The following is a 22,865-nucleotide window of genomic DNA, read 5'->3' as shown; positions in this document are numbered from 1 at the left end:
GCGCGCCAGGATTCGCGGTTTATTCCCTGAACGATCTGGAGTTGTGATGACGATGTGGTGCAAAGGTTTGGCGGCCGTGGCCGTGGCGGCGCTGGTGGCCGCGTGTGGCGGGTCGGATGACAGCGGCCAGCCGCTGGATCTGACGATCCTGCACATCAATGACCACCACTCCAGCCTGGACAGCAGGAGCAAGACGCTGCAACTCGCCGCCGGCGGCGCGGCGCCGCAAGCGGTGACGGTGGATGCGGGCGGTTTTGCGCGCGTGACAGCGGCCATCGCCGAGCTGGCTGCGGCGTCGCCAAACGTGCTGAAGCTGCACGCCGGTGACGCGCTGACGGGCACGCTGTATTTCAACCGCGCAGGCGCCGATGGCGAGGCCGACGCGGCGCTGATGAACACCGTCTGCTTCGACGCGTTCACGCTCGGCAACCACGAATTCGACAAGGGCGACACGGGGCTGAAGGCCTTCCTGGACCGCCTGCACGCCGGCAGCTGCAAGACGCCGGTGTTGAGCGCCAACGTGCAGTTCGGCGCCGGCTCGGCCCTGAACGCCAGCCGCGCGCCCGGGCTGGTGAACAAGTCCACCGTGCTGGTGCGCGGTGGCCAGGAGATCGGCATCGTGGGCCTGACGATCGCGGCCAAGACCAAGGCTTCGTCCAGCCCCGACGCCGACACCACCTTCGAAGACGAAACGCTGGCGGCCCAACGCGAGATCGACGTGCTGCGCGCACGCGGCATCGACAAGATCATCGTCATGAGCCACATCGGCTATGCCTACGACCAGCAGGTTGCAGCCCGGCTGTCGGGCGTGGACGTGGTGGTGGGCGGCGATTCGCACACGCTGCTCGGCCCGGCCGGCCTGACGACCACCGGTGTCGGCACACCCGGCGGCGCCTACCCGACCCGCATCACCGACAAGGACGGCAAGAACGTCTGCGTGGTGCAGGCCTGGGAATACGCGCAGATCGTGGGCGAGCTGAAGGTGAGCTTCGACGCCCAGGGCGAGGTGACGCAGTGCAACGGCACGCCGCATGTGTTGATCGGCAGCGACTACCGCGTCGGCAACGCCGCCGCCACGGCCGAGCAGAAGGCGGCCATCGACGCCAGCGTGGCGGCCAGCGGCTTTCTGCGCGTGACCACGCCGTTGGCCAGCGCCACGGCCGTGCTGCAGCCGTTCAAGGACAGGATTGCCGTGTTCAACACCACCCAGGTGGCGGTGGCGCCGCTGGAGTTGTGTGCGCGCCGCGTACCGGGGGGCGTCGGCTCGGTGGACTACAGCCGATCCAGCGCGGCCTGCAACGCCGAAGGCAGCGTCAGCGTGCGCGGCGGCGACATCCAGCAGCTGGTGGCGCAGGCTTATCTGGACGTGGCCAACACCGACTACGGCGGCGCCGACATCACGCTGCAAAGCGGTGGCGGCGTGCGCATCGCGTTGCAGGGCAACGTGACCGCGGCGCAGGCGATCCAGGTGGTGCCGTTCGGCAACATGCTGTTCCGCCTGGACGTGACCGGCCAGGAGGTCAAGGCCATGCTGGAAGACGGGCTGCAAGCGGTCTACGGCCCGGGCGGCAGCACGGGCCCCTACCCCTACACCGCCGGCCTGCGTTTCGACGTGAACGTGCCGGCCGGCAACGGCAACCGCGTGAGCGGCATCGAGGTGCGTGACGCCGCCACCGGCAACTGGGCGGCGCTGGACCTGGCGAAGACGTACAAGCTGTTCGTGCTGAGCTTCAACGCCACCGGTGGCGACGGCTACAGGACGCTGGCGGCGGTGCCGGCGGCGCGGCGGCTGGACATCGGCGTGCTCGATGCCGACGTCTTCCTGCGCTACATCGAGCGCCAGCCCAGGGATGCGGGCGGTATGCCGCAGCTGACGCGCTTGGCGCCCGACCTGTACAGCACCAGGACGTTCACCGGCCCGAACTGAACGGAGCGCATGCCCCACACGCCGCCGGCCCCGGCCAGGTGGCGCGTGGCGGCGCTGCTCAGCCAGCCGGCAGACTGAGCGTGAAGACCACGTAGGGCTCGGCGTAGGTGTATTCCAGCTCGCCGCCATGGGCCCGCGCAATGTGCCGCGCGATGTACAGGCCCAGGCCCAGGCCGTCGGCCTCACTGCGCAGGCCATCGGGCGCCACGCGGAACGGATCGAACATGGCCAGCGCGGTGTGCGGGGCGATCTCGGCGCCGACGTTGCTCACCTCCAGCACCACGCGCGACCGATCGGCGTGCAACTGCACGATGACGGCCTCGTCGGCAACGCCGTGGCGGCGCGCATTGCCCACCAGGCAGGCCAGCAGCTGGCGCATGCGCGCCGCATCGGCCTGCAGCGTCAGGTGCCTGGGGGCCTCGCGGATGAAGCGCAGGCCGGGATGTTCGGCGGCCTCGGCGTCCAGCACGGCATGCAGCAGCTGGCACAGGTCCAGCGTCTCGCTGGCCAGCGCGAGGCCGCTGGCACGCTGCACCATCGCCGCATCCAGCACCTGCGAGACGAAGCGTTGCATGCGGCCACCCACCGGCGCACCGCCGGCCGCTGTGCCATCACGCCCCGCCACCGGCCCGCCCACGCGGGCGCCGAGCATGTCCAGCAGATGGCCGCGGGCGCGGTCCAGCTCCGCACCGCGCGCCGTGCTGGCGCGCACCAGGTCGGCCATGAGGCCTTGGGCGATTTCAAGATCGGTGGCGTCCCACGGCACGGCGCAGCCGCGCACGGTCTGCTTCCAGACGTCGAAGCTGCCGCGCGGCGTGAGCCGTGGCCCCAGCGGGCCGTGGGTGTATTCCTTGTCGGGCTGGCCACCCCAGGCGATGGTCTCGATCTGCTCCTTGCGCATCAGCACCAGCCAGCCGCCGGCCGCCTGCGAGAAGTGAAGGGCCAGCAGGCCACACCAGCTGACCAGACTTTGCCGCAGCGCAGCCGGCATGCTGTCCTGCTTGTCCAGCGCGAGCATGCCCGAAGGGCCGACAGGCTGCGTCGCAAGCCACTGCACGAGATCGCGCGCGACTTCGGGCGCCAGACTCGTCGCGGCCACCCGACCATGCGCGGCCAGCACCAGGCTTTGGCAGTCGAACGTCTCGCACAGGGGCTGCGTATCGCGCAGCAGCGCGAACACGCCGTCCTCGGCGTGCAGCACGTGCTCGATGGCCCGGGCGCGCACCGAGGTGGCGGCCTCCAGACGCAAAGTGCTGGCGCGGGCCAGCGCGCTCTGCACGTTGGCCGCCAGAATGTGGGCCAGTACGTCGCAGGCCGAACGCACACGGTAAGACACATGGCGCGGCGTGCGGTGGTGGCAGGCCACCATGCCCCACAGCCGGCCGTGCACGACGATGGAGATGCTCATCGAAGCGGCAACGCCCATGTTGCCCAGGTACTCGATGTGCACCGGCGAGACGCTGCGCAGCACGCTGTGCGAGAGGTCCAGCGGCGCGGTCTCGCCACTGGCCTGCTCCAGCGGCACGGCCGCGCTGCCCACGTCCACGATCATGCGCAAGGTGTTCAGCGTGTACAGGCGCCGCGCCTGCGCAGGGATGTCGCCGGCCGGGTAGCGCCGCCCGACCAGCGGCTCCAGATCGTCTGCGCGGGACTCGGCCACCACCTCGCCGCTGTCGTCGTGCCGAAATCGGTAGGCCATGACACGGTCGAAGCTGGTGAGCGCGCGCACCTCTTCGGCGGCGGCGCCCAGCAGCTCCTGCACCGTACGCTGGCGCTTGATGCGCGCCAGCGCCTTGTGGCCACGAAAGGCATCGTCGGCGCGGCGCTCGGACGGCCCGTCCAGCCGTTCCAGCTCCACCATCAGGCGCTCGTCCAGACAGTGGGCAATCAGTTCGAATGCGCGGTCGGCCAGGCGCACCTCGATGGCGATGGGCTGCACATCCAGGCCGTCACCGGCCAGGCACTCGTGCAGCACCTCCAGCATCTCCGGGTCGGCGGCGAAGCAGGTCTCCTCCAGCGTCTGCCCGATGCAGGGCGCCAGCGCGCCCAGCATGTCCTGCGCATTGGCACTGCGGTGGCTGACACGGCGCGCCGCGTCGAAGGCCACCAGCACGCCATGGGACTGCACGTGCCCCGGAACGTGGATGGGTTCGTGCGCGCAGTTGTCAAGGCTCACGCGCTCCATCACCTGCCCGGTCATGTCACGATCCCCCGCGCGCGAAACCGTGCCATCAGGTCGTCGAACGCCCAGCAGGCACCACGGCAGCCGGCCGCTATCTGATCGGGGCCGGCCAACGCGGTGCGCAGTGCTGCCAGAAACTCCCGCCAGTGCGCGCCCGTGCCCGCGCCCCGGCCGTGCAGGTAGGTCAGAGGATGCTCCACCCCGGCCTGGCGCAGGCGGCGCGCCAGGACCTGGCCGCCCAGTTGCGAGCCTTCCACCACATAGGCCACGCCCCAGGCGAAGGCCAGGCCTGCCTCCGCCGCAGGGGCGGCGGTCGGCTCAGCCACGTTCGACGGCACGGGTGGCAATTCCGACACGGCGATCGCCAGATACTCCGCACCCCAACCCGTCAGGCGCAGCTGGGGGTCCAGCGCGGTCAACCAGTCACGCACCACCTGCACGTGCTGCAGGTACTCCGGCGTGCCCGCCCCTTCGCGACCCAGGGGAAGCGCCGCGTCGAGGCGCTGATGCGCTGGGTGCGTTGCAGCGCGCAGCGCCTGCAAGGGGTCGACGCTGGACAAGAGCTGAAACTCTCGTGGTGACAAGGAAAAATGCACGACAACGCTGGGATCTTTTTGTAACAGCGCAATATTAGTCCCGCCCCACCCCCCTACCAATGTCATTTGACACAGGATATAGACAAGATTTGTAAAGAACCTGTCTACAGAATGAACTACTGACGTGCAATGCGTACGTTCGCCGGCAGTCCGCCCGGATGGCTGGTGCGCCAGGGATTGATGTCAAGCCCGCCGCGTCGTGTGTAGCGGGCGTAGACGGTCAGCTTGATCGGCTGGCAACGCTGCCAGATGTCCATGAACATGCGCTCGACACACTGTTCGTGGAACTCGTGGTGGTTGCGAAAGCTGACGATGTAGCGCAACAGCCCGGCCTGGTCGATCTGCGGTCCCGTGTAGCTGATCTGTACCGCGCCCCAATCGGGCTGGCCGGTGACCAGGCAGTTGCTTTTGAGCAGGTTGGAGGTCAGCACTTCGGTCACCGGGGCTTCGCCGGTGTGGGCCGTCAGCAGCTCGGGCGCGGGCGTGTAGCGGTCGCAGTCCAGGTCCAGCCGGTCCAGGCTCAGACCATCGAGTTCATGTACCGGTTCGCGGTCGAACATCTCGGGCAGCAACAGGCGCACGCCCAGGGTGGCCGGCACCGGTGCGCCGCGCCAGGCCGCGGCCGACAGGTCGGCCCGCAGCCGCGCCTGCACCGACTGAGGGCTGTCGAACACGGTATTGGAGTAGCTGCCCAGGTACAGCTTGAGCGATTTGCTCTCGACGATGTTCGGCGTCTCGCAGGGCACGGTGAAGTGCGCCAGCGCCACCTGCGGCTTGCCGCGCGGGTTCAGCCAGCTCAGCTCGTAGGCCGTCCACAGGTCGGCCCCGAAGAACGGTGGCGCGCCGGTGATGCCCAACTCGGCGCGCTTGTCGGCGCGGGCGATCGGGTACAGCAGCGAAGGGTCGTACTGGTCGGCATAGGGCGTGGCCTTGCCCAGCGGCGACTGGTCGGGTGATGTCATCAGGCGAACTCTCTCTCTCGCAGCCATTTCGTGGCGATCCATTTGTCGCCCAGCAGCACGGGCGAGCCGCCGTGCAGCGTGCGCGTGTTCGGATGCGGCCGTTCGTAGCTGAAGAACACGGCATTGCCGCGCTTGGGCGCCACTTCCATGTGCAGGTCGGGGAACACCGTGCCGCCGCCCTGCTCCGGTTCGCCCAGGTACATGATCAGCGTGCCCACGCGCTGGCCGCCGCGCCGCAAGATGGTGGGCGTGCCTGGCTCGCCAGGGTCGAAATAGTCGTAGTGCGGCTTGTACTGCGCCCCCGGGCCATAGCGCAGGATCTGCAGGCCCTCGCCGTTCTCGACCGGCCAGCGCAGCAGGTGCGCGATGCGCGCCTCGATGCGGGCGACGAGTTCGGTCTCGGCGCGCTGGAAGAACATGCCGTCGCTGGTGCGGTCGACGTTGACCTCTTCGCCACCGGTTTTGGTGGCCACGGTGCGCGAACGCGCCATGCGCGGCTGGGCCTGGTCGATCAGCGCCTGGCATTCCTCGTCGGACAGCAGATTGCCGAACACCACGATGCGCGGCTGGGCGTGCACGCTCAGGATGTGCACGCGCCGGTCGCCGGCATCCAGGTACAGCGCTGCGTCGCGCAGGTCGGGCTCGGGCACCGGCACGGCCGGCGGCAGGCCTGCCGCCTGCACGCCCTGCTCCAGGTGCTCGCGCAGCGTCGTCTCCAGCGCCTCGATGGCGACGTCCTCGTCCCAGCCGGCCTCGCGCATGGACTTGAGCACGGCGTCGGTGGCGTGGCCGGCTTCGGCCTGCTCGATGATCCAAGCGCGCAACTGCGGCGTGACGGACTGGGACGGTGCGTTGGCGGACATGCTGCTTTTTTCCAGATCTGCGGGGGTCAATCGACGCGGCGGCGGAACACCAGGCGGTCGGGCTCCGAGCGCTTGGCATCGAAGGCGTAGCCCTCTGCATCGAAACCCTTGAGCCCGCCCGGCGTCGTGATGCGGTGCTGGATCGCAAAGCGCGCCATCAACCCGCGCGCGCGCTTGGCGAAGAAGCTGATGATCTTGTACTCGCCGCTCTTGTAGTCCTCGAACACGCACTCGACGACGCGCGCGCGCAGCGCCTTGCGGTCCACCGCGCGAAAGTACTCCTGCGAGGCCAGGTTCACCACCACCGGGGCCTTGACCTTGCCCTGCTCGTCGTTCAGATACTCCGCGATGCGTGTGCCCCAGAACTGGTAGAGGTTGTCGCCGCGCGCCGTGGCCAGCGCAGTGCCCATCTCCAGCCGGTAGGGCTGCATGCGGTCCAGCGGGCGCAGCACGCCGTACAAGCCCGAGAGGATGCGCAGGTGCCGCTGCGCCCAGCGCAGGTCGGCCGCGTTCAGCGTGGCGGCCTGCAAGCCGCCATACACGTCGCCGTTGAAGGCCAGCACGGCCTGGCGCGCATTGCGCGCCGTCATGCGCGGGCTGTAAGCCTCATAGCGCGCCACGTTCAGCGCTGCCAGACTGTCCGAGAGGTCCATCAGCTCGGCAACCTGCTGCGGCGTCTGGGTGCGCAGCACTTCGATCAGCTCGGCTGTCTGTTCGCGCATCAGCGGCGTGGTGTGGGGCACAGCGCCGATCGGGGTGTCGTAGTCCAGGGATTTGGCAGGGGAAATCAGAAAGAGCATGGCGTCAGGCGGGTGCGGGCACAAATTATGTTGCACGCCGCATGGCCTTTGCCGCCCCAGGGGTCTGCCCCGCGCAGTGCCAGCCGCCCTGTCGCGGCGGGCCCGCCTGGCGCCGTCAGCGCGCCGCGTTGCGCCGACGGCGCAGGGCCAGGCCGGCGCCGGCCGCTGCCAGCCACAACGCCAGCGTCGAGGGCTCCGGCACCTCCTGCGTCGGGCCGAAGCCCAGGTTCAGGCTGGCCACGCGCTGCAGCAGTGCTGCGTCGCGCCCGGCGATGCCCAGGTCGCGGGCGGCGATCTCGCCGGCACCCAGGCCGGCCGGGTCCAGCCCGGTCAGCGTGCCGAACAAGGTCAGCGCGCTGAGGTACGAGCCGTACTTGCTGGCGTGCGTCCCGTCGTCCCACCACAGATCGACCAGGCCGTCGCTGGCGGCATCGGGCGCGTAGTGGTTGGCCGTGGCCACGCCCATCGCGATGGCCAGCATGAAGGCATCGCCCACCGGCGCCACATCGACGATGCCGCCACTGCCGTCGGTGCCGGCCGATGCCGCAGCCGCATCGTAGGCGGCGCTCAGGTCGGCCTGCATGTCCTGCAGGGTGTCGTAGAACGAGGGGGCCGGCGTCGTGGTGAAGCTCACCGCGCCGGTGTCTTCATCGGTCACCGTGGTGAACGGCGCGTTCACCAGATTCGGGCGCGCCCAGGTCTGGTAGAGGTAGACCTCGGTGTCGGCGCTGGCGTTCGGGTTGGCGGCAATGTTGCGCAACGTGCCGCAGGTGCCCGCCGTTGCGCCGGTGATGGCGGCGCAGCTGGCGTTGGTGCCAGTGCCGATCAATTCGCGCTCGCGGTAAGCCAGCGCCTGGCCCTGGTGCAGGTAGTCCTCGATCAGGTCCACGTAAGTGCTGAAGTACGCGGGGTTGGACGCCAGGCCGGGCTGCTTGGGCAAAGGCTCATCACTCTGCTCCTGCAACACCACCTTGCCCCAGGTCTGGCTGGCGATGTTGCCGCGCAGATCCCAACCCGCCGGGTTGCTGTTCAGGAAGTGGCCGCGCAGCGAGGCCGCGTTGCGCGTGGACAGCGCGACCTGGTAGTTCAGCCCGGCCTGCGTGGTGAACTGCTGAAAGATGCCGGCCACGCCGCCCCAGGGGTGCGGTTCGAAGGTGTTGCCGCCGGTGCCGTTGGCCGCCGCCATGGGGGCCGTGAGGTCGGTCACGTTCGCGGTGTTGTAACTCATGACCGGGTCGACGCGACCGAAGGTGTAGCTGTTGCCGACGAACAGCACGCTGACAGGCTCGGCGTGCGCGGCGGCGCAAGCCAGCAGCGCGGGCAGCGCCAGCGCGCGCAGAAGAGGACGGGTCATCTTGTCTCCAGAACAATCGTGGGAGCGTCGATGCTAGGCACTGCGCGCCCGCAGATCAAATATCTGGAATGTGGGGCGTGCATACGTTTTGCATATGCAGCCCGGGGCCTACCGCAGCGTGATCTGCAGCGCTTCGAACGGTGCGTCGATGCGCGTCCTCCAGGTTTGGCCGGGCGCGATCGGCCAGGCGTCCGTCCAGGTGCCGGTGGTGACCACGTCACCCGCCTGCAAGGCCGGCGCACCGGGGCAGGCCTGCAGCTCGTGCACGAAATGCAGCAGCGCGTGCAGCGGGCCGTCCAGCACGTTGCGGCCCTGGCCCTGGTCGATCACGGTGTCGCCCTGCAGCAGCTGCAACTGCACGGCGCCCAGGCGTTCGTCCAGCGCTGCGCCGCTGGCGGCGATGCTGCCTACCGCGGTCTTGCGGCCCACCAGCAGGCGCGCATGCAGGCCGCTGTCGGCCACGGGCTCGGCGGCGCTGGCGAACTTCCATTGCGGCAGGTGCGACTGCACGACCTCGAAGCTGGGTGCGAGCCAGTTCACACAGTCGAACAGCTGCGCAAGCGTCACGGCCTCAGGCGGCGTGGCACGCAAGCCGAAGGCCATCTCGGGCTCGATGCGCGGCTGCACGGTGCCGGCCAGGTCGACCTCGCCATGGCCGTCGCAGAACTGCAGCGTGCTGCTCCACACCGTGCCCCAGATCGGCGCGTAGATGCCGTAGCGCGGCCAGATCGTGCGGTTCGTGAAGCCGATCTTGTAGCCGACCGGCTTCTCGCCGCGCGCGCTGCGCAGGGCGCGCACCGCCAATGCACTCTGGTAGGCGGCGGCCAGGTCCGGTGGCACACCGTGGTCGGCGGGCCACAGCGCGGCGCTGTCGTAGTGCGCGAGCAGCGTCGCGGGTGTCATGCCAGACCCAGCAGCCGCATCGCGTTGCCCTTCAGGATGCCAGGCATCACCTCGGGCTTGAAGCCGGCATCCTCCGCATCCTTCATCCAGCGGTCGGGCGAAATCAGCGGCCAGTCGCTGGCGAACAGCACGCGGTCTTTGAGCATGGTGTTGGCGTACTGGATCAGCTGCTTCGGAAAATACTTGGGGCTCCAGCCCGACAGGTCGATCCACACGTTGGGCTTGTGCGTGGCCACCGACAGCGCCTCGTCCTGCCATGGAAAGCTGGGGTGCGCCATGACGATCTGCATGTCCGGGAAATCGATGGCCACGTCGTCCAGGTGCATCGGGTTGCTGTACTCCAGCCGCAGCCCGCCGCCGCAGCGCATGCCCGAGCCGATGCCGCTGTGCCCGGTGTGGAAGATGGCCGGCAGCTTGTGCTCGTTGATGACCTCGTAGATCGGCCAGGCCATCTTGTCGTAGGGGTGGAAGCCCTGCACCGTCGGGTGGAACTTGAAACCCTTCACGCCATGCTCTTCGACCAGCCGGCGCGCCTCGCGCGCACCCATCTTGCCCTTGTGCGGGTCGATGCTGGCGAACGCAATCATGATGTCCGAATTCTTCTGCGCCGCCTCGGCGATCTCTTCGTTCGGGATGCGCCTGCGGCCCAGTTGTGACTCGGCATCCACACCGAACATCACGAAGCCGATCTTGCGCTCGCGGTAGTAGTCGATGCTCTCCTGAATCGTCGGCCGGCGGCTGGAGCGGAAGTACTTGTCGGCTGCGCGGTCGTACTCCTCGCCGTAGCTGTCGAACGGGTTCCAGCAACTCACCTCGGCATGGGTGTGGGTGTCGATGGCGATCAGGTTGGTGCAGTCCATGGGGTCTCCTTTTTTTCCTAGGGTAACTACTTAAGAATTTGGGGCTTGAGCGGTCTTGATTTGGTTATTTTTCATAACCATAATCGATTCACACCAAGGACGCAATCATGAACCACCCCGACCTCTCCTTCGAACGCCAGGACGACATCGCCATCGTGCGGCTGGAACGTGCCGCCAAGCGCAATGCGTTGAACGATGGCCTCATCCTGGCGCTGCGCGACGCCTTCCAGAACCTGCCCGAGGGCGTGGGCGCCGTGGTCATCGACGGCGCGGGCGACCACTTCTGCGCCGGCCTCGATCTGTCGGAGCTGAAGGAGCGCAACGCCGGCCAGGGCGTGATGCATTCGCGCATGTGGCACCAGGCGCTCGATTGCGTGCAGTCCGGCCCGGTGCCGGTGATTGCAGCACTGCACGGCGCGGTGGTCGGCGGCGGTCTGGAACTGGCCAGCGCCTGCCACATCCGCGTGGCCGACGAGAGCACCTTCTACGCCCTGCCCGAGGGCTCGCGCGGCATCTTCGTCGGCGGCGGCGGCTCGGTGCGCATCCCCAAGCTGATCGGCGTGGCCCGCATGACGGACATGATGATGACCGGCCGCGTCTACAAGGCCGAAGAAGGCGAGCGCGCCGGCTTCGCCCAGTATCTGGTGCCGCAGGGCCAGGCGCTCGCCAAGGCTGTGGAACTGGCCAAGCGCATCGCCGCCAACGCGCCGCTGACCAACTACGCGCTGATGCACGCGCTGCCGCGCATCGCCGAGCAAACGACCGACCATGGCCTGTTCACCGAGGCGCTGATGGCCGGCATCGCGCAGGACTCGCCAGAAGCCAAGGAGCGCGTGCGCGCCTTCCTCGAAGGCCGCGCCGCCAAGGTGTCCCGCGACTGAAGCCCCCCCACAGGAGCACAACCATGACAGAGACCAGCACTGCGGCCACAGGCCGCCAGGGCACTGCTGCGCCCAAGTTCCGCCCCATGGGCTATGGCGTCACGCGTGGCGTGCTGCGCGAGGGCGAGGGCGGCGTGCGCTACCTGACGGCCGACCGGCCGCTGCCGCCCTACGCCCACCGCATGACCGACCGCCTGCTGCACTGGGCCGAGGTCGCACCCGACCGCACCTTCATCGCCCAGCGCGCGAGGCTGCCCGACGGCAGCCGCGGCGACTGGATCCGCCTGAGCTACCGCGAGGTGCTGGCCAAGGCCCGCGCCATCGGCCAGGCGCTGCTGCAGCACGGGCTGTCCGACGAGCGGCCCGTCGCGATCCTGGCCGAGAACAGCCTGGACCACGCGCTGATGGCCTTTGGCTGCCTCTTGATCGGCGTGCCGCACTGCCCTGTCTCCACGCCGTATGCGCTGGTCAGCAAGGACTACGAAAAGCTGCGCCACGTGATGGCCACGCTGACGCCGGGCCTGGTCTTCGCGGCCGACGCCCGCTTCGGCCCGGCCATCGCCGCCACGGTGGCGGCCGATGTGCCGGTGGTGCTGGGCAGCGGCACGCTGGACGACCGCGCCAGCACGCTGCTGGTCGATCTGCTGGCCACCGTGCCCACGCCTGCCGTGGACGAGGCCATGCACCATGTGCACCCCGGCACCATCACCAAGTTTCTGTTTACCTCGGGCTCGACCAAAAACCCCAAGGCCGTGATCAACACGCACCGCATGTGGTGCGCCAACCAGCAGCAGTTGCGCCTGGGCATCCCGGCGATCGGCGAGGCACTGGAAGACGGCTGCGGCCCGGTGCTGGTCGACTGGCTGCCCTGGAACCACACCTTCGGCGGCAACCACAACGTGGGCATCGTGCTGGACAACGGCGGCACGCTGTACATCGACGAGGGCAAGCCCACGCCGGCCGGCATCGCCGAGACGCTGCGCAACCTGCGCGAGATCGCGCCGACCATCTACTTCAACGTGCCCACCGGCTTCGAGGCCATCGCCGACGCGATGGAGACCGACGCCGTGCTGCGCAAGAACCTGCTGTCGCGCTGCAAGCTCTTCTACTACGCTGGTGCCGCGCTGCCCAAGGCCGTGTGGGACAAGCTGTACCGCGTGGCCGAGGCCGAGGCCGGCGAGCGCATTGTCATGGGCACCGGCCTGGGCATGACCGAGTCCGCGCCGTTCGCGCTGTGCGTCACGCGCGCCGAGGTGGTGGATGGCGAGTTGGGCCTGCCCGCGCTGGGCATGGAAGTCAAGCTGGTGCCGGCCGACGGCAAGACCGAGGTGCGCTACCGCGGCCCCAACATCACGCCGGGCTACTGGCGCCTGCCGGCCGAAACGCACGAGGCGTTTGATGAGGAAGGCTTCTTCTGCAGCGGCGACGCGGTCGACTGGATCGACCCGGACAACATCCACCTGGGCCTGCGCTTTGACGGCCGCATTGCCGAAGACTTCAAGCTGGCCACCGGCACCTTCGTGAGTGTGGGGCCGATGCGCGCCAAGATCACAGCCTACGGCGCGCCGTATGTGCAGGACGCAGTGCTGACCGGCATCAACCTGAAGGAAGTCGGCGCGCTGATCTTCTGCACCCAGGCCGTGCGCGAACTGGCCCGCTTGCCGGCCGACGCGCCCTGGCAGCAGGTGCTGGAAAGCGCGGCCGTGCAGTCGCACTTTCAGCAGGTGCTGAACAAGCTGGCGGCGGACGCGACCGGCAGCGCCAACCGCATTGCCCGCGCCGTGCTGGTGGCCGAGCTGCCGTCCATCGACAAGGGCGAGGTCACCGACAAGGGCTCGATCAACCAGCGCGCCGTGCTGAAGCACCGCGACGCGGCCGTGCAGGCGCTGCACGGCGGCACCCTGCCCTTCACGCTCAAGCCACAGTAACGAACGGAGACACACCATGAAGATCGAAGGACAAGCCGCGCTCGTCACCGGCGGCGCATCGGGCCTGGGCGAGGCCGTCGCCCGCGAGCTGGCCCGCCTGGGCGCCAAGGTCGCGGTGCTCGACCGCAACATCGAACTGGCGCACAAAGTCGCGGCCGACATCGGCGGCACCGCCCACGCCTGCGACATCACGGACACCGCCAGCGTCGAAGCCGCGCTGGAGGCAGCCGCCGCAGCCCACGGACCGGCGCGCATCCTCATGAACGTGGCCGGCATCGGCGGCGCCAGGCGCATCGTCGGCAAGGACGGCAGCGCCGCGCCGCTGGAAGACTTCGCCAAGGTCATCCAGGTCAACCTGATCGGCAGCTACAACATCAGCCGCTTGTTCGCCGCGCGCTGCGCCAAGCTCGAAGGCCTGGAAGACGGCGCCCGTGGCGTGATGATGTTCACCGCCTCGGTCGCGGCCTTCGATGGCCAGGTGGGCCAGCAGGCCTACAGCGCGTCCAAGGGCGGGCTGGTCGGCATGACGCTGCCGATGGCGCGCGACCTGGCGCAGCACGGCATCCGCGTGTGCACCGTGGCGCCCGGCATCTTCGCCACGCCGCTGCTGCTGCAACTGCCTGAGCCGGTGCAGCAGTCGCTGGCCGCGTCCATCCCGTTCCCGTCCCGCCTGGGCAAGCCTTCGGAGTTCGCCGAGCTGGCCTGCCACATCGTCACCAACAACCACCTGAACGGCGAAGTCATTCGCCTGGACGGCGCGCTGCGCATGGCGCCGCGCTGAACCCCACTGCCCCCTGTTCACCCCAAGGAGACTCTCGATGCAACACCGTCGCCACTTCATGCAGGCCCTGGGCAGCGTCGCTGCGCTGGGCGCCCTGTCGCCCTTGACCGCCCTCGCGCAGGCGTTGGACCAGGTCAAGATCATGTATGGCTTTCCCGCAGGCAGCGCTGGCGACAGCGTGGCCCGCCGCGTGGCCGAAAAGCTGGGCGGCACGCCCTACAGCAAGAACCCCGGCTTCGTGGAGAACAAGCCCGGTGCCGGTGGCCGGATCGCCGTCGAGACGCTGAAGGCGTCGCCGGCCGACGGCTCGGTGCTGACGCTGGCGCCGGTCTCGGCACTCGCCGTGTACCCGTACATCTACCCCAAGCTGAGCTACAAGCCCGAAGAGGTCACCCAGGTCTCCATCGGCGCCATCATGTTCCACGGCCTGGCCGTGGGGCCAGCGGTGCCGGCCGAGGTCAAGACGCTGAAGGACTTCCTGGCCTGGGCCAAGGCCAATCCGGACAAGGCCAGCTACGGTTCGCCGGGCGCAGGCTCCATGCCGCACCTGCTGGGCGCGCTGCTCGGCATCCGCGCCGGCGTGGAATTGAAGCACGTGCCCTACCGTGGCACCGTGCCCAGCATCACCGACCTGGTGGGCGGCCAGATTGCCGCCGCCATGAACCCCAGCGGCGACTACCTGCAATACATGAAGACCGGCCGCGTGCGCGTGCTGGCCACCTCGGGCAAGAAGCGCTCGCCCTTCCTGCCGGACGTGCCCACCTTCACCGAGCTGGGCTACCCGGATGTGACGTCCGAGGAATGGTTCGGCTTCTACGCGCCGGCCAAGACGCCCCCGGCCACGCTGGCCGCCGCCAATGCCGCGATCAACGCTGCGCTGAAGGATAAGACCGTGATCGACGCGCTGGCCATCGTGGGACTGGTCGCGCACGGCAGCACCGCGCAGGAAATGGCGGCCGACCAGAAGGCCGAGTTCGAACGCTGGGGCCCTCTCGTCAAACAGATCGGTTTCACCGCAGAGTCCTGATGTCCTGAAGATCCACCTGGAGGAGACAACCCCATGACCATGAAGAAGCCCCGTTCCCGCACCATCCTGGCCGCTGCGGCCACGCTGGCGCCTGTGTTGCTGCTGACCGCCTGCGGAGGATCGGACGATGACCTGCCGCGCCTGACCGAGGCGACGCCTGCCACCCTGCTGTCGTGCACTGACCTGGCCACCAAGCTGTCCCTGCCCAACACCACGCTGACCGCGGCGACCGACATTGCCGCCGGTACCTTGATGGTGGCCGGCCAACCCGTGCGTGAGCACTGCCTTCTGACGGGCCGCATGTTCGACCGCGTCAGCCCGGTGGACGGTGCCAGCTACGCCATCGGTTTCCAGATGCGCCTGCCCAAGGCCTGGAACGGGCGCTTCTTCTACCAGGCCAACGGCGGCGTCGACGGCAGCGTGGTCACGGCCACGGGCAGCACCGGCGGCGGTGGCGTGCTCAACAACGCGCTGAACATGGGCTTTGCCGTGCTGAGCTCGGACGCCGGCCACCCGTCGCCGACCCCGTTCTTCGGCCTGGACCCGCAGGCCCGGCTGGACTACGGCTACCAGGCCGTCGGCAAACTCACGCCCATGGCCAAGAGCGCGATCCAGGGTGCCTACGGCAAGGCGCCCGATCGCTCCTACATCGGCGGCTGCTCCAACGGCGGGCGCCATGCCATGATCGCCGCGTCGCGCTACGCCGAGCAGTACGACGGCGTGCTGGCAGGCAACCCCGGCTACCGCCTGCCGCTGGCCGCCATTGCCAACATCGCCGGTGCCCAGGCCTACAACCGCCTGGCCACCACACCGGGCGACCTGGGCACGGGATTCACGGCCGCCGAGCGCGCGCTGGTCTCCACTGCCGTACTGGGCAAGTGCGATGCGCTGGACGGCACGGCCGACGGCCTGGTGCAGGACACCACCGCCTGCCAGGCTGCATTCGACCTGGCGCGCGACGTGCCCACCTGCAGCGGCACGCGTGATGGCAGCTGCCTGAGCAGCGCGCAAAAGACCGAGATCGCCAAGCTGTTCAGCGGCGCGACGACCAGCGCGGGCGCGAAGATCTACAACAGCTTCCCCTACGACAACGGCCTGGCCGGCGGCGGCTGGGCAGCCTGGAAGTTCAACAACTCGCTGAACCTGGATTCAGGCGCCGTGGCCTTCATCTGGCAAGTGCCGCCAGAGACGCGCACCGGCTTCAACGGCCCGAACTTCACGCTGACCGGCAACGTGGACACCATGTTGACCAAGATCAACGCCACCGATGCCACCTACACCGAGAACGCGCTGTCGTTCATGGTGGCACCCAACGCCAACAACCTGTCGACGCTGAAGAACCGCGGCGCCAAGATGATGGTCTACCACGGCACGGCCGACCCGATCTTCTCCAGCGACGATTCGACCGCCTGGTATGAGACGCTGCGCGCGGCCCACGGTGGTGGCACCAGCGACTTCGCCCGCTTCTACCGCGTGCCCGGCATGCTGCACTGCTCGGGTGGCCCGGCCACGGAACAGTTCGACATGCTGACCTCGCTGGTCAACTGGGTCGAGAAGGGCGAATCGCCCGACCGCGTGATCGCCAGCGCCCGCGGCGCCGGCAATGCCGGCGGCGTCAACGCCGACGTGCCCGCCGGCTGGTCGCCCACCCGCACCCGCCCGCTGTGCCCCTACCCCCAGGTGGCGCGCTACAACGGCACGGGTGACATCGAAGCGGCAGCCAGCTTCAGCTGCCGATAGTTGCACTCCCAGTCTCCGCGCTGCGCGCTTCGCCAACCCCCTCTGCTGCGCGAGGGGGGCGCACCCAGCGGCCTGGCAGTGCCAGTTCCGCGGGTGCCCTGGCATGGCCTGCTCCGCGGCCTTCGGGGCCTTGATCGTGCGTGCTATCGCCGTACGCTTTGGGCACCCAGCTTGACGAACCACCGACCGCCACCGGCCCCGCACCATGGACTACCGCCCCCGCCCCGACGACATCCGATTCCTGCTCGACACAGTGCTGGGCGCAGGCCCGCGCCTGCGCCAGCTGCCGGCCTTCGCCGAAGTCGACGAGGCACTGATGGCCCAGGTGCTCGAAGAGGCTGCCCGCTTTGTCGGCGACGTGATCGCGCCGCTGAACCGCAGTGGTGACGAGATCGGCTGCCGTTTCGAAGCCGGCGCGGTCACCGTGCCGCCGGGCTCTCGCGACGCGTACCAGGCGTTCTGGAAGGGCGGCTGGCCCTCGCTGTCGGCCGACCCCGGCCACGGTGGCCAAGGCCTGCCGGCGGTGCTGGACGCGGTGCTGAACGAGTGGCTGTCGGCCGCCAACCAGGGCTTCACGATGGCGCCCGGCCTGCTGCACGGCGCCTATGAATGCCTCAAGCACCACGGCAGCGTGGAGCTGAAGGAACGGTATCTTGGCAAGATCGCCAGCGGCGAGTGGCTGGCCACGATGGCGTTGACCGAGGCCCATGCCGGCAGCGACCTGGGCCTGGTGCGCACCCGCGCCGTCCCGCAGGCCGATGGCAGCGTGCGCCTGGCGGGCAACAAGATCTTCATCTCCGGCGGCGAGCACGACATGACGGACAACATCGTCCACCTCGTGCTGTGCCGCCTGCCCGATGCGCCGCCCGGGCCCAAGGGCCTGTCGCTGGTGCTCGCTCCCAAATTTTTGCCCGACGGCACGCGCAACGCCATCGTCTGCGAACGCATCGAAGAGAAGATGGGCCTGCACGGCAGCCCCACCTGCCAGCTGCGATTCGACGAGGCCACGGGCTGGCTGGTGGGCGAGGCCGGCCGTGGCCTCAACGCCATGTTCGTGATGATGAACTCGGCGCGCCTGCACGTGGCGCTGACGGGCATCGGCCTGCTGGACGCGGCCTGGCAAAAGGCCGATGCCTACGCGCACGAACGCACGCAGATGCGCGCGCCCGGAGCGACCGGCACCGCGCCCAGCCTCATCGCCGACCACCCCGCCATCGCCCGCATCCTGGCCACGCAGCGCGCCTGGATCGACGGCGCGCGCCTGCTCGCCTACCGCACCGGCGTGCTGCTGGACGTGGCCCGCCACGATGCCGACGCCAAGGCCCGCGCCAACGCGCAACGCTGGTGCACGCTGGTCACGCCCGTGCTCAAGTCGACCTGCACGCAGCAGGGCTTCGACGGCGCCAGCGCCTGCCTGCAAGTCTTCGGTGGCCACGGCTATGTGCGCGAGTGGGGCGTCGAGCAGCATGTGCGCGACGTGCGCGTGGCCATGATCTACGAGGGCACGAATGAGATCCAGGCCATCGACCTCCTGGTGCGCAAGGTGCTGCCCGACGGCGGCGCCGATTTCAGCGCCATGCTGGTCGAACTGCGCGGCACGCTGGACGCATCGCGCGACCCGGATGCCGACGCGCAGCGCCGGCTGGCCCAGCTGCGCTACCTGGCCACCAGCGTGGCGCTGGCGGCCAAGGCCCAGCCGCGCCTGGCTTACGAGGTGGCAGACGATTTCCTGCGCGTGACGGCGCTGGCGCTGCTGGCCTGGTCCTGGGCGCGCATCGAGGCCACGGCCGGTGACGACCCGCGCTGGACGGAGCCGGCCGCCGCCTTTCGCCGCTGGGTGCTGCCCGAGTTCGACATGCGCCTGGCCATGGTCAAGCGCGCGGCCGAAGCGGTGGCGCTGGCCGCAGCGGGCTGAACGGCAGACAGGGGCCAAGGCCCAGGGCGGCCCCGGCCGAGCACCCACAATCGGCCCATGCCACGTGCAACAAAGATCACCCCCAAGCCCGCCGCATCCGCCCCTGCCACCCCACCGGCGCCCGAACAGCTGGACACCAGCGTGCTCGAAGAGCTCGTCGGCTACAACGCCCGACGCGCCTCGATCGCCATCGGCGCCGAGTTCTTCGAGCGCATGGCGCCCTATGGGCTGAAGCAGGCCGATTTCTCGGTGCTGGCGCTGCTGGCCCACAACCCCGGTGCCACCTCCCGCCAGCTGTGCGCCACGCTGGACATCCTGCCCCCCAACTTCGTCAGCCTGATCGCCGCGCTGGACCGCCGCGGCCTGATCGAGCGCCGCCCGCATCCGCGTGACGGCCGCGCCGTGGGCCTGCACCTGACGCCGGCCGGCCATGCGCTGGCGCAAGAGACCGAGAAGATCGTCGTCGAGATGGAGAACGAACTGGCCGGCCGGCTCACGGCGCGCGAGCGTGCGACGCTGCAGCGGCTGCTACAGAAGTTTTACTTGCGGCGCAGGGACTAGCGCGAGCCGCCGCCGGCCCACATGCGGCAGCCAGGAAGCGTCAGGAGTCCGCCGGAAGCTGCGGCCCAGGGTACTTGCGCAAGAACGCCTCCGGGCTCAGCGCCGGCACGGGCGACGCCCTGAAGTCGCGCTCATTGCGCGTGACGATGCATTGCGCTGCGCAGGCCATGGCAGCGGCCACCTGCAGCGCGTCCTCGTTGATGTCGATCAGCAAGCGCCTGACGGATCAGCGCACGTGCTTGGCCAGCAGATGTGCAAGCCGTGCGTCGTTGGCCTCCACGTCACCCGCTTCAGGCAGCTTCAAACGGCCCTGCCATTCGGCGACCCAGCGTTCGGCTGCGCCGGCAACGACGCCCTGCGCCAACAGCGACTGCTCCAACGACTCGCGCACCAGAGCTGATATCGAAAGCCCGCGCTTGCGGCTGACCTCTTTCAGCGCAGCGTGCAGGTCGTCAGGCAACCTGAGGGTCATGACATGCATGCCGGCTCCGGGAAATACACAGCGAGTGTTCGACATTGCCAGCCCGCCCTCACTCCCACTCCACCCCGCACACCAACATATACCCCAGCCCGTACACGTTCTTGATCAGCCGCCCGCCACCCGGCGCGGCCTCCAGGCGGCGGCGCAGGCGTGAGATGCGGACCTCGACGCCGTGGTCCTGCGATGGCAGGTCGCGGCTGCCCATCAGCTGCTCACGCGTGAGCACCTGGCGCGGCTTGTCCAGCAGCACGCGCAGCACCTGGGCCTCAGCCACGCCCAGGGCCTGCGCGTTGCCACCGGGTGCGGTCAACATCTGCGAGGCCGTGTCGAAGCGCCAGCCGGCGAACTGCGCATGGCGACGCGGCGCGGCCACAGGCTCGGCCACCGGCGCGGCGCGGCGGCGGCGCAGGATGCTGCGCACCCGTGCCACCAGTTCGCGCGACTCGAAGGGCTTGACCACGTAGTCGTCGGCGCCCAGCTCCAGCCCCATCACGCGGTCGATCGGGTGGCTGCGGCCGGTCAGGATCAACAGCCCGCAATCGCACTGGCTGGCCACCTGGCGCACCAGGCCGATGCCATCCATGTCGGGCAGGCCCAGGTCGATCACGCACAGCGCGGGCGGCTGCTGCGCCAGTTGCGCCAGCAGTGCGGCACCAGTGCCGAAGGCCATGGTCTGAAAGCCGTAGGCCTGCAGCGCGGCCACCACCAGCTCGCACACGGCCGGCTCGTCCTCGACCACGTAGACCAGCGCGCCGTGCGGCTCAGACATCGAAATGGCGCTCCAGGAAGGCCGCCAGCGCGGGCTTGTCGAAGGGCTTGTCCAGCAGCGGCACGCCTGCAAGCGGCTCGACGGGCTCCGCGGCGGCCCCAGGCAGCGTGGACGCGGCACCTTCGGCCGCGGCCTCGGCGTGCACTTGCCTGGGGCGGCCCGGTGCGGCGCTCATCAGCGCGACGCGTGGCACCCGCCGGGCCAGCGCATGGCGGGCCACGCCCCGGCCGTCGACCTGCCCGGGCATGACGATGTCCGACAGCACCAAGGCGATGCCCTCGGCGGCGTCCAGGATCTGCAAGGCCTCGTCTCCATCTTCGGCCTCGATCACGGCGTGACCCAGGTCCAGCAGATGGCGGCGCACGACATGGCGCACCTCGGCCTCGTCATCCACCAGCAGCACCAGCCACTGCGGCCGCGCCTGGGCCAGCGCCGGCACGGACGGCTCGGCCGGCTCGGGCGGGGCCGCCTCAGCCACCGGCAGCCACAGCGAGACCGTCGTCCCCCGGCCGGGCGCACTGGCGATGTCGATGCCGCCCTGCGACTGCCGCACAAAGCCGTAGACCATGGACATGCCCAGCCCCGAACCGGCGCCCGTGCGCTTGGTGGTGAAGAAGGGCTCGAACACGCGCGCCTGCGTGGCCGCGTCCATGCCATGGCCGTCGTCCACCACGTCCAGCCGCACATGGCGACCGGGCGTGGCCTGCAGCGCGCGGGCGGTGGCCGCGTCCACCTGCGCGGAGCTGGCACGCACGGTGATGGCGCCAGCACCGGCATCGCGTGCGTTCAGGATCAGGTTGACCAGCGCGTCCTGCAGGTGGCTGGCGTCGATCCAGGCCCACAGCGGCTCGGGCGGCGCGTCCAGCTGCAGCAGCGTGGCCGGCGGCAGCGAACGGCGCAGCAGCTTGACGACCAGCGCCGCCAGCGGGCCGACCTCGGTGGCCTGCGGCATCAAGGGTTCGCTGCGCGAGAAGCCGAGCAAGGTGCGGATCAGCTCGGCGCCACGCCGCGCCGCGCTCAGCGCCGGGTCGACAAAGCCGGCCGCCGCCGGGCCGACGGACGACTCGCGCAGCGCGCCCAGGTTGCCCATGATCACCGTGAGCATGTTGTTGAAGTCGTGCGCGATGCCGCCGGTCAGCTGGCCCAGCGCCTCCATCTTGTCGGCATGGGCCAGGCGCTCCTGCGCACGGCGCAGTTCCGACACATCGAACGTCAGCTCGAAGCAGCCCACCACCTCGCCCTGCGGCGAGCGCTCGGGGATCAGCGTGGTGTGCGCCGTGCGCACCAGGTCGCCCACGGTCAGCGTCTCGTACTCATAGCTCACCGGCTGGCCGGCCAGCGCGAGTGCCACGTTGGGCCGGATGCTGGCGTAGGTCGCGTCGCCCAGGTAGGCGCGGGCGCTGACCTGCTCGGGGTGCGCCGGGTCCAGGCCGAACCATTCCTGGTAGCCGCGGTTGATGTAGCGGTAGCGCTTGTGCTGGTCGAAGTAGGCAATCAGCGCGGGGATCGAGTCGGTCACCAGGCGCATCTGCTGCTCGCTGCGCAACAGCTCGCGCGTGCGCTCGGCCACGCGCTGCTCCAGCTCCAGCGTCTGCTCCAGCACGCGCTGCTCGGCACGCTTGTAGGCGGTGATGTCCGAGTACAGCGTGATGAAGCCCACGCCCGGCACCGGCATGCCGCGCACGCGCAGCACCTGGCCGTTCGGTCGCGTGCGCTCGAAATCGTGCGCGGTCAGGGCGCGTGCCGTGGCCACGCGCTCGGACACCTGGGCCTCGGGGTCGCCAGGGCCGTAGTCGCCGCGCAGCGCGTTGTAGCGGATGAAGCTCTCGAACGACGCGCCCGCGTGCGCCATGGCGGGTGGCAGCTCCAGCAGCTCGGTGAAGGCGCGGTTCCAGGCCACCAGCTGCAGCTTGTCGTCGATCAGCGAGAAACCCTGGTCGATCAGGTCCAGCGCCGCCTGCAGCGAGGCATAGCGCTGCAGGCGCTCGTCCTGGGAATCCAAGGGTTGCATGGCCGCCATCATGGCACCGACGCCTGTCTCACAGCGCCTTGACCAGCTCCGGCACGGCCGCGAACAGGTCGGCCTCCAGCCCGTAGTCGGCCACCGAGAAGATCGGCGCTTCCGGGTCTTTGTTGATTGCCACGATGACCTTGCTGTCCTTCATGCCGGCCAGGTGCTGGATCGCCCCCGAGATGCCGGCGGCGATGTAGAGCTGCCGCGCCACGATCTTGCCGGTCTGGCCGACCTGCAGATCATTGGGCGCGTAGCCGGCATCGACCGCCGCACGGCTGGCGCCAATCGCCGCGCCCAGCTTGTCGGCCAGCGGGGTGATGA

General features: G+C 69.4%; 21 protein-coding genes. 8 read left to right on the top strand and 13 right to left on the bottom strand.

Annotation, left to right across the window (positions count from 1 at the left end):
- The first annotated feature begins 46 nt into the window (after nt 1-46).
- Nucleotides 47-1,927, top strand: a complete 1,881-nt coding sequence (locus tag AC099J_RS17710) for a bifunctional metallophosphatase/5'-nucleotidase (RefSeq protein ID WP_479616599.1) — start codon at nt 47-49, stop codon at nt 1,925-1,927.
- Nucleotides 1,928-1,985: 58 nt separating this feature from the next.
- Here the strand turns inward: AC099J_RS17710 and AC099J_RS17705 are convergent, their stop codons facing one another.
- From AC099J_RS17705 to AC099J_RS17670, 8 genes are all read right to left on the bottom strand, one after another.
- Nucleotides 1,986-4,127 carry an ATP-binding protein gene (locus AC099J_RS17705; protein ID WP_479616598.1) on the bottom strand — a complete coding sequence of 714 codons (2,142 nt, stop codon included), beginning with the start codon at nt 4,125-4,127 and terminating at the stop codon, nt 1,986-1,988.
- Nucleotides 4,124-4,669: a biliverdin-producing heme oxygenase gene (locus tag AC099J_RS17700; RefSeq protein WP_479616597.1), complete on the bottom strand. Its 546-nt coding sequence runs from the start codon at nt 4,667-4,669 to the stop codon at nt 4,124-4,126. The genes AC099J_RS17705 and AC099J_RS17700 overlap by 4 nt, the downstream gene beginning before the upstream one ends.
- Nucleotides 4,670-4,821: 152 nt before the next feature.
- The gene (gene queF, locus AC099J_RS17695) at nt 4,822-5,667 is read right to left on the bottom strand and encodes an NADPH-dependent 7-cyano-7-deazaguanine reductase QueF (protein WP_479616596.1); all 846 of its coding nucleotides are present in this window, start codon (nt 5,665-5,667) and stop codon (nt 4,822-4,824) included.
- Nucleotides 5,667-6,530, bottom strand: a complete 864-nt coding sequence (locus tag AC099J_RS17690) for a 2OG-Fe(II) oxygenase (protein ID WP_479616595.1) — start codon at nt 6,528-6,530, stop codon at nt 5,667-5,669. Before AC099J_RS17690 ends, queF begins: the two co-directional genes overlap by 1 nt.
- A 26-nt stretch (nt 6,531-6,556) precedes the next feature.
- A complete protein-coding gene (gene yaaA, locus AC099J_RS17685) occupies nt 6,557-7,330 on the bottom strand; it encodes a peroxide stress protein YaaA (protein ID WP_479616594.1) in 774 nt (257 codons plus the stop codon).
- Nucleotides 7,331-7,445: 115 nt separating this feature from the next.
- Nucleotides 7,446-8,684, bottom strand: coding sequence for a PEP-CTERM sorting domain-containing protein (locus AC099J_RS17680; protein WP_479616593.1), 1,239 nt, complete (start codon nt 8,682-8,684; stop codon nt 7,446-7,448).
- A gap of 108 nt (nt 8,685-8,792) precedes the next feature.
- Nucleotides 8,793-9,587, bottom strand: coding sequence for a 2-keto-4-pentenoate hydratase (locus AC099J_RS17675; RefSeq protein WP_479616592.1), 795 nt, complete (start codon nt 9,585-9,587; stop codon nt 8,793-8,795).
- Nucleotides 9,584-10,447, bottom strand: coding sequence for an amidohydrolase family protein (locus tag AC099J_RS17670; protein ID WP_479616591.1), 864 nt, complete (start codon nt 10,445-10,447; stop codon nt 9,584-9,586). The genes AC099J_RS17675 and AC099J_RS17670 overlap by 4 nt, the downstream gene beginning before the upstream one ends.
- A 107-nt stretch (nt 10,448-10,554) precedes the next feature.
- Between AC099J_RS17670 and AC099J_RS17665 the strand changes: the two genes are divergently transcribed.
- The 7 genes from AC099J_RS17665 (at nt 10,555) to AC099J_RS17635 (ending at nt 19,280) form a co-directional block, all read left to right on the top strand.
- A complete protein-coding gene (locus tag AC099J_RS17665) occupies nt 10,555-11,328 on the top strand; it encodes a crotonase/enoyl-CoA hydratase family protein (protein ID WP_479616590.1) in 774 nt (257 codons plus the stop codon).
- 23 nt (nt 11,329-11,351) lie between these two features.
- Nucleotides 11,352-13,256, top strand: a complete 1,905-nt coding sequence (locus tag AC099J_RS17660; protein WP_479616589.1) for a feruloyl-CoA synthase — start codon at nt 11,352-11,354, stop codon at nt 13,254-13,256.
- 16 nt (nt 13,257-13,272) lie between these two features.
- Nucleotides 13,273-14,037: an SDR family NAD(P)-dependent oxidoreductase gene (locus AC099J_RS17655; RefSeq protein ID WP_479616588.1), complete on the top strand. Its 765-nt coding sequence runs from the start codon at nt 13,273-13,275 to the stop codon at nt 14,035-14,037.
- Nucleotides 14,038-14,074: 37 nt separating this feature from the next.
- Nucleotides 14,075-15,064, top strand: a complete 990-nt coding sequence (locus tag AC099J_RS17650) for a tripartite tricarboxylate transporter substrate-binding protein (protein WP_479616587.1) — start codon at nt 14,075-14,077, stop codon at nt 15,062-15,064.
- A 39-nt stretch (nt 15,065-15,103) separates the two neighbouring features.
- Nucleotides 15,104-16,804, top strand: coding sequence for a tannase/feruloyl esterase family alpha/beta hydrolase (locus AC099J_RS17645; protein ID WP_479616839.1), 1,701 nt, complete (start codon nt 15,104-15,106; stop codon nt 16,802-16,804).
- 205 nt (nt 16,805-17,009) lie between these two features.
- Entirely contained in the window at nt 17,010-18,719 is a 1,710-nt protein-coding gene (locus tag AC099J_RS17640) for an acyl-CoA dehydrogenase family protein (RefSeq protein ID WP_479616586.1), read from the top strand.
- 57 nt (nt 18,720-18,776) lie between these two features.
- Nucleotides 18,777-19,280 (top strand): MarR family winged helix-turn-helix transcriptional regulator, encoded by a 504-nt coding sequence (locus AC099J_RS17635; protein WP_479616585.1) that lies wholly within the window; start codon nt 18,777-18,779, stop codon nt 19,278-19,280.
- Nucleotides 19,281-19,320: 40 nt separating this feature from the next.
- On the opposite strand, the gene AC099J_RS17630 is transcribed toward AC099J_RS17635, so the two are convergent.
- The 5 genes from AC099J_RS17630 to AC099J_RS17610 all read right to left on the bottom strand — a co-directional run.
- Nucleotides 19,321-19,494, bottom strand: a complete 174-nt coding sequence (locus AC099J_RS17630) for a hypothetical protein (protein WP_479616584.1) — start codon at nt 19,492-19,494, stop codon at nt 19,321-19,323.
- A gap of 12 nt (nt 19,495-19,506) precedes the next feature.
- Nucleotides 19,507-19,761, bottom strand: coding sequence for a ribbon-helix-helix protein, CopG family (locus AC099J_RS17625; RefSeq protein WP_479616583.1), 255 nt, complete (start codon nt 19,759-19,761; stop codon nt 19,507-19,509).
- A gap of 49 nt (nt 19,762-19,810) precedes the next feature.
- On the bottom strand, nt 19,811-20,530 hold the full coding sequence (locus tag AC099J_RS17620) for a response regulator transcription factor (protein ID WP_479616582.1): 720 nt from the start codon (nt 20,528-20,530) through the stop codon (nt 19,811-19,813).
- A complete protein-coding gene (locus AC099J_RS17615; RefSeq protein WP_479616581.1) occupies nt 20,523-22,541 on the bottom strand; it encodes a PAS-domain containing protein in 2,019 nt (672 codons plus the stop codon). Before AC099J_RS17615 ends, AC099J_RS17620 begins: the two co-directional genes overlap by 8 nt.
- A gap of 28 nt (nt 22,542-22,569) precedes the next feature.
- On the bottom strand, nt 22,570-22,865 hold a 296-nt coding region (locus AC099J_RS17610; RefSeq protein ID WP_479616580.1), incomplete at its 5' end, for an FAD-binding protein.

It is taken from the genome of Rhodoferax sp. RT4P68 (assembly GCF_056521305.1).
This window is presented reverse-complemented; position numbering and strand designations above follow the sequence as displayed.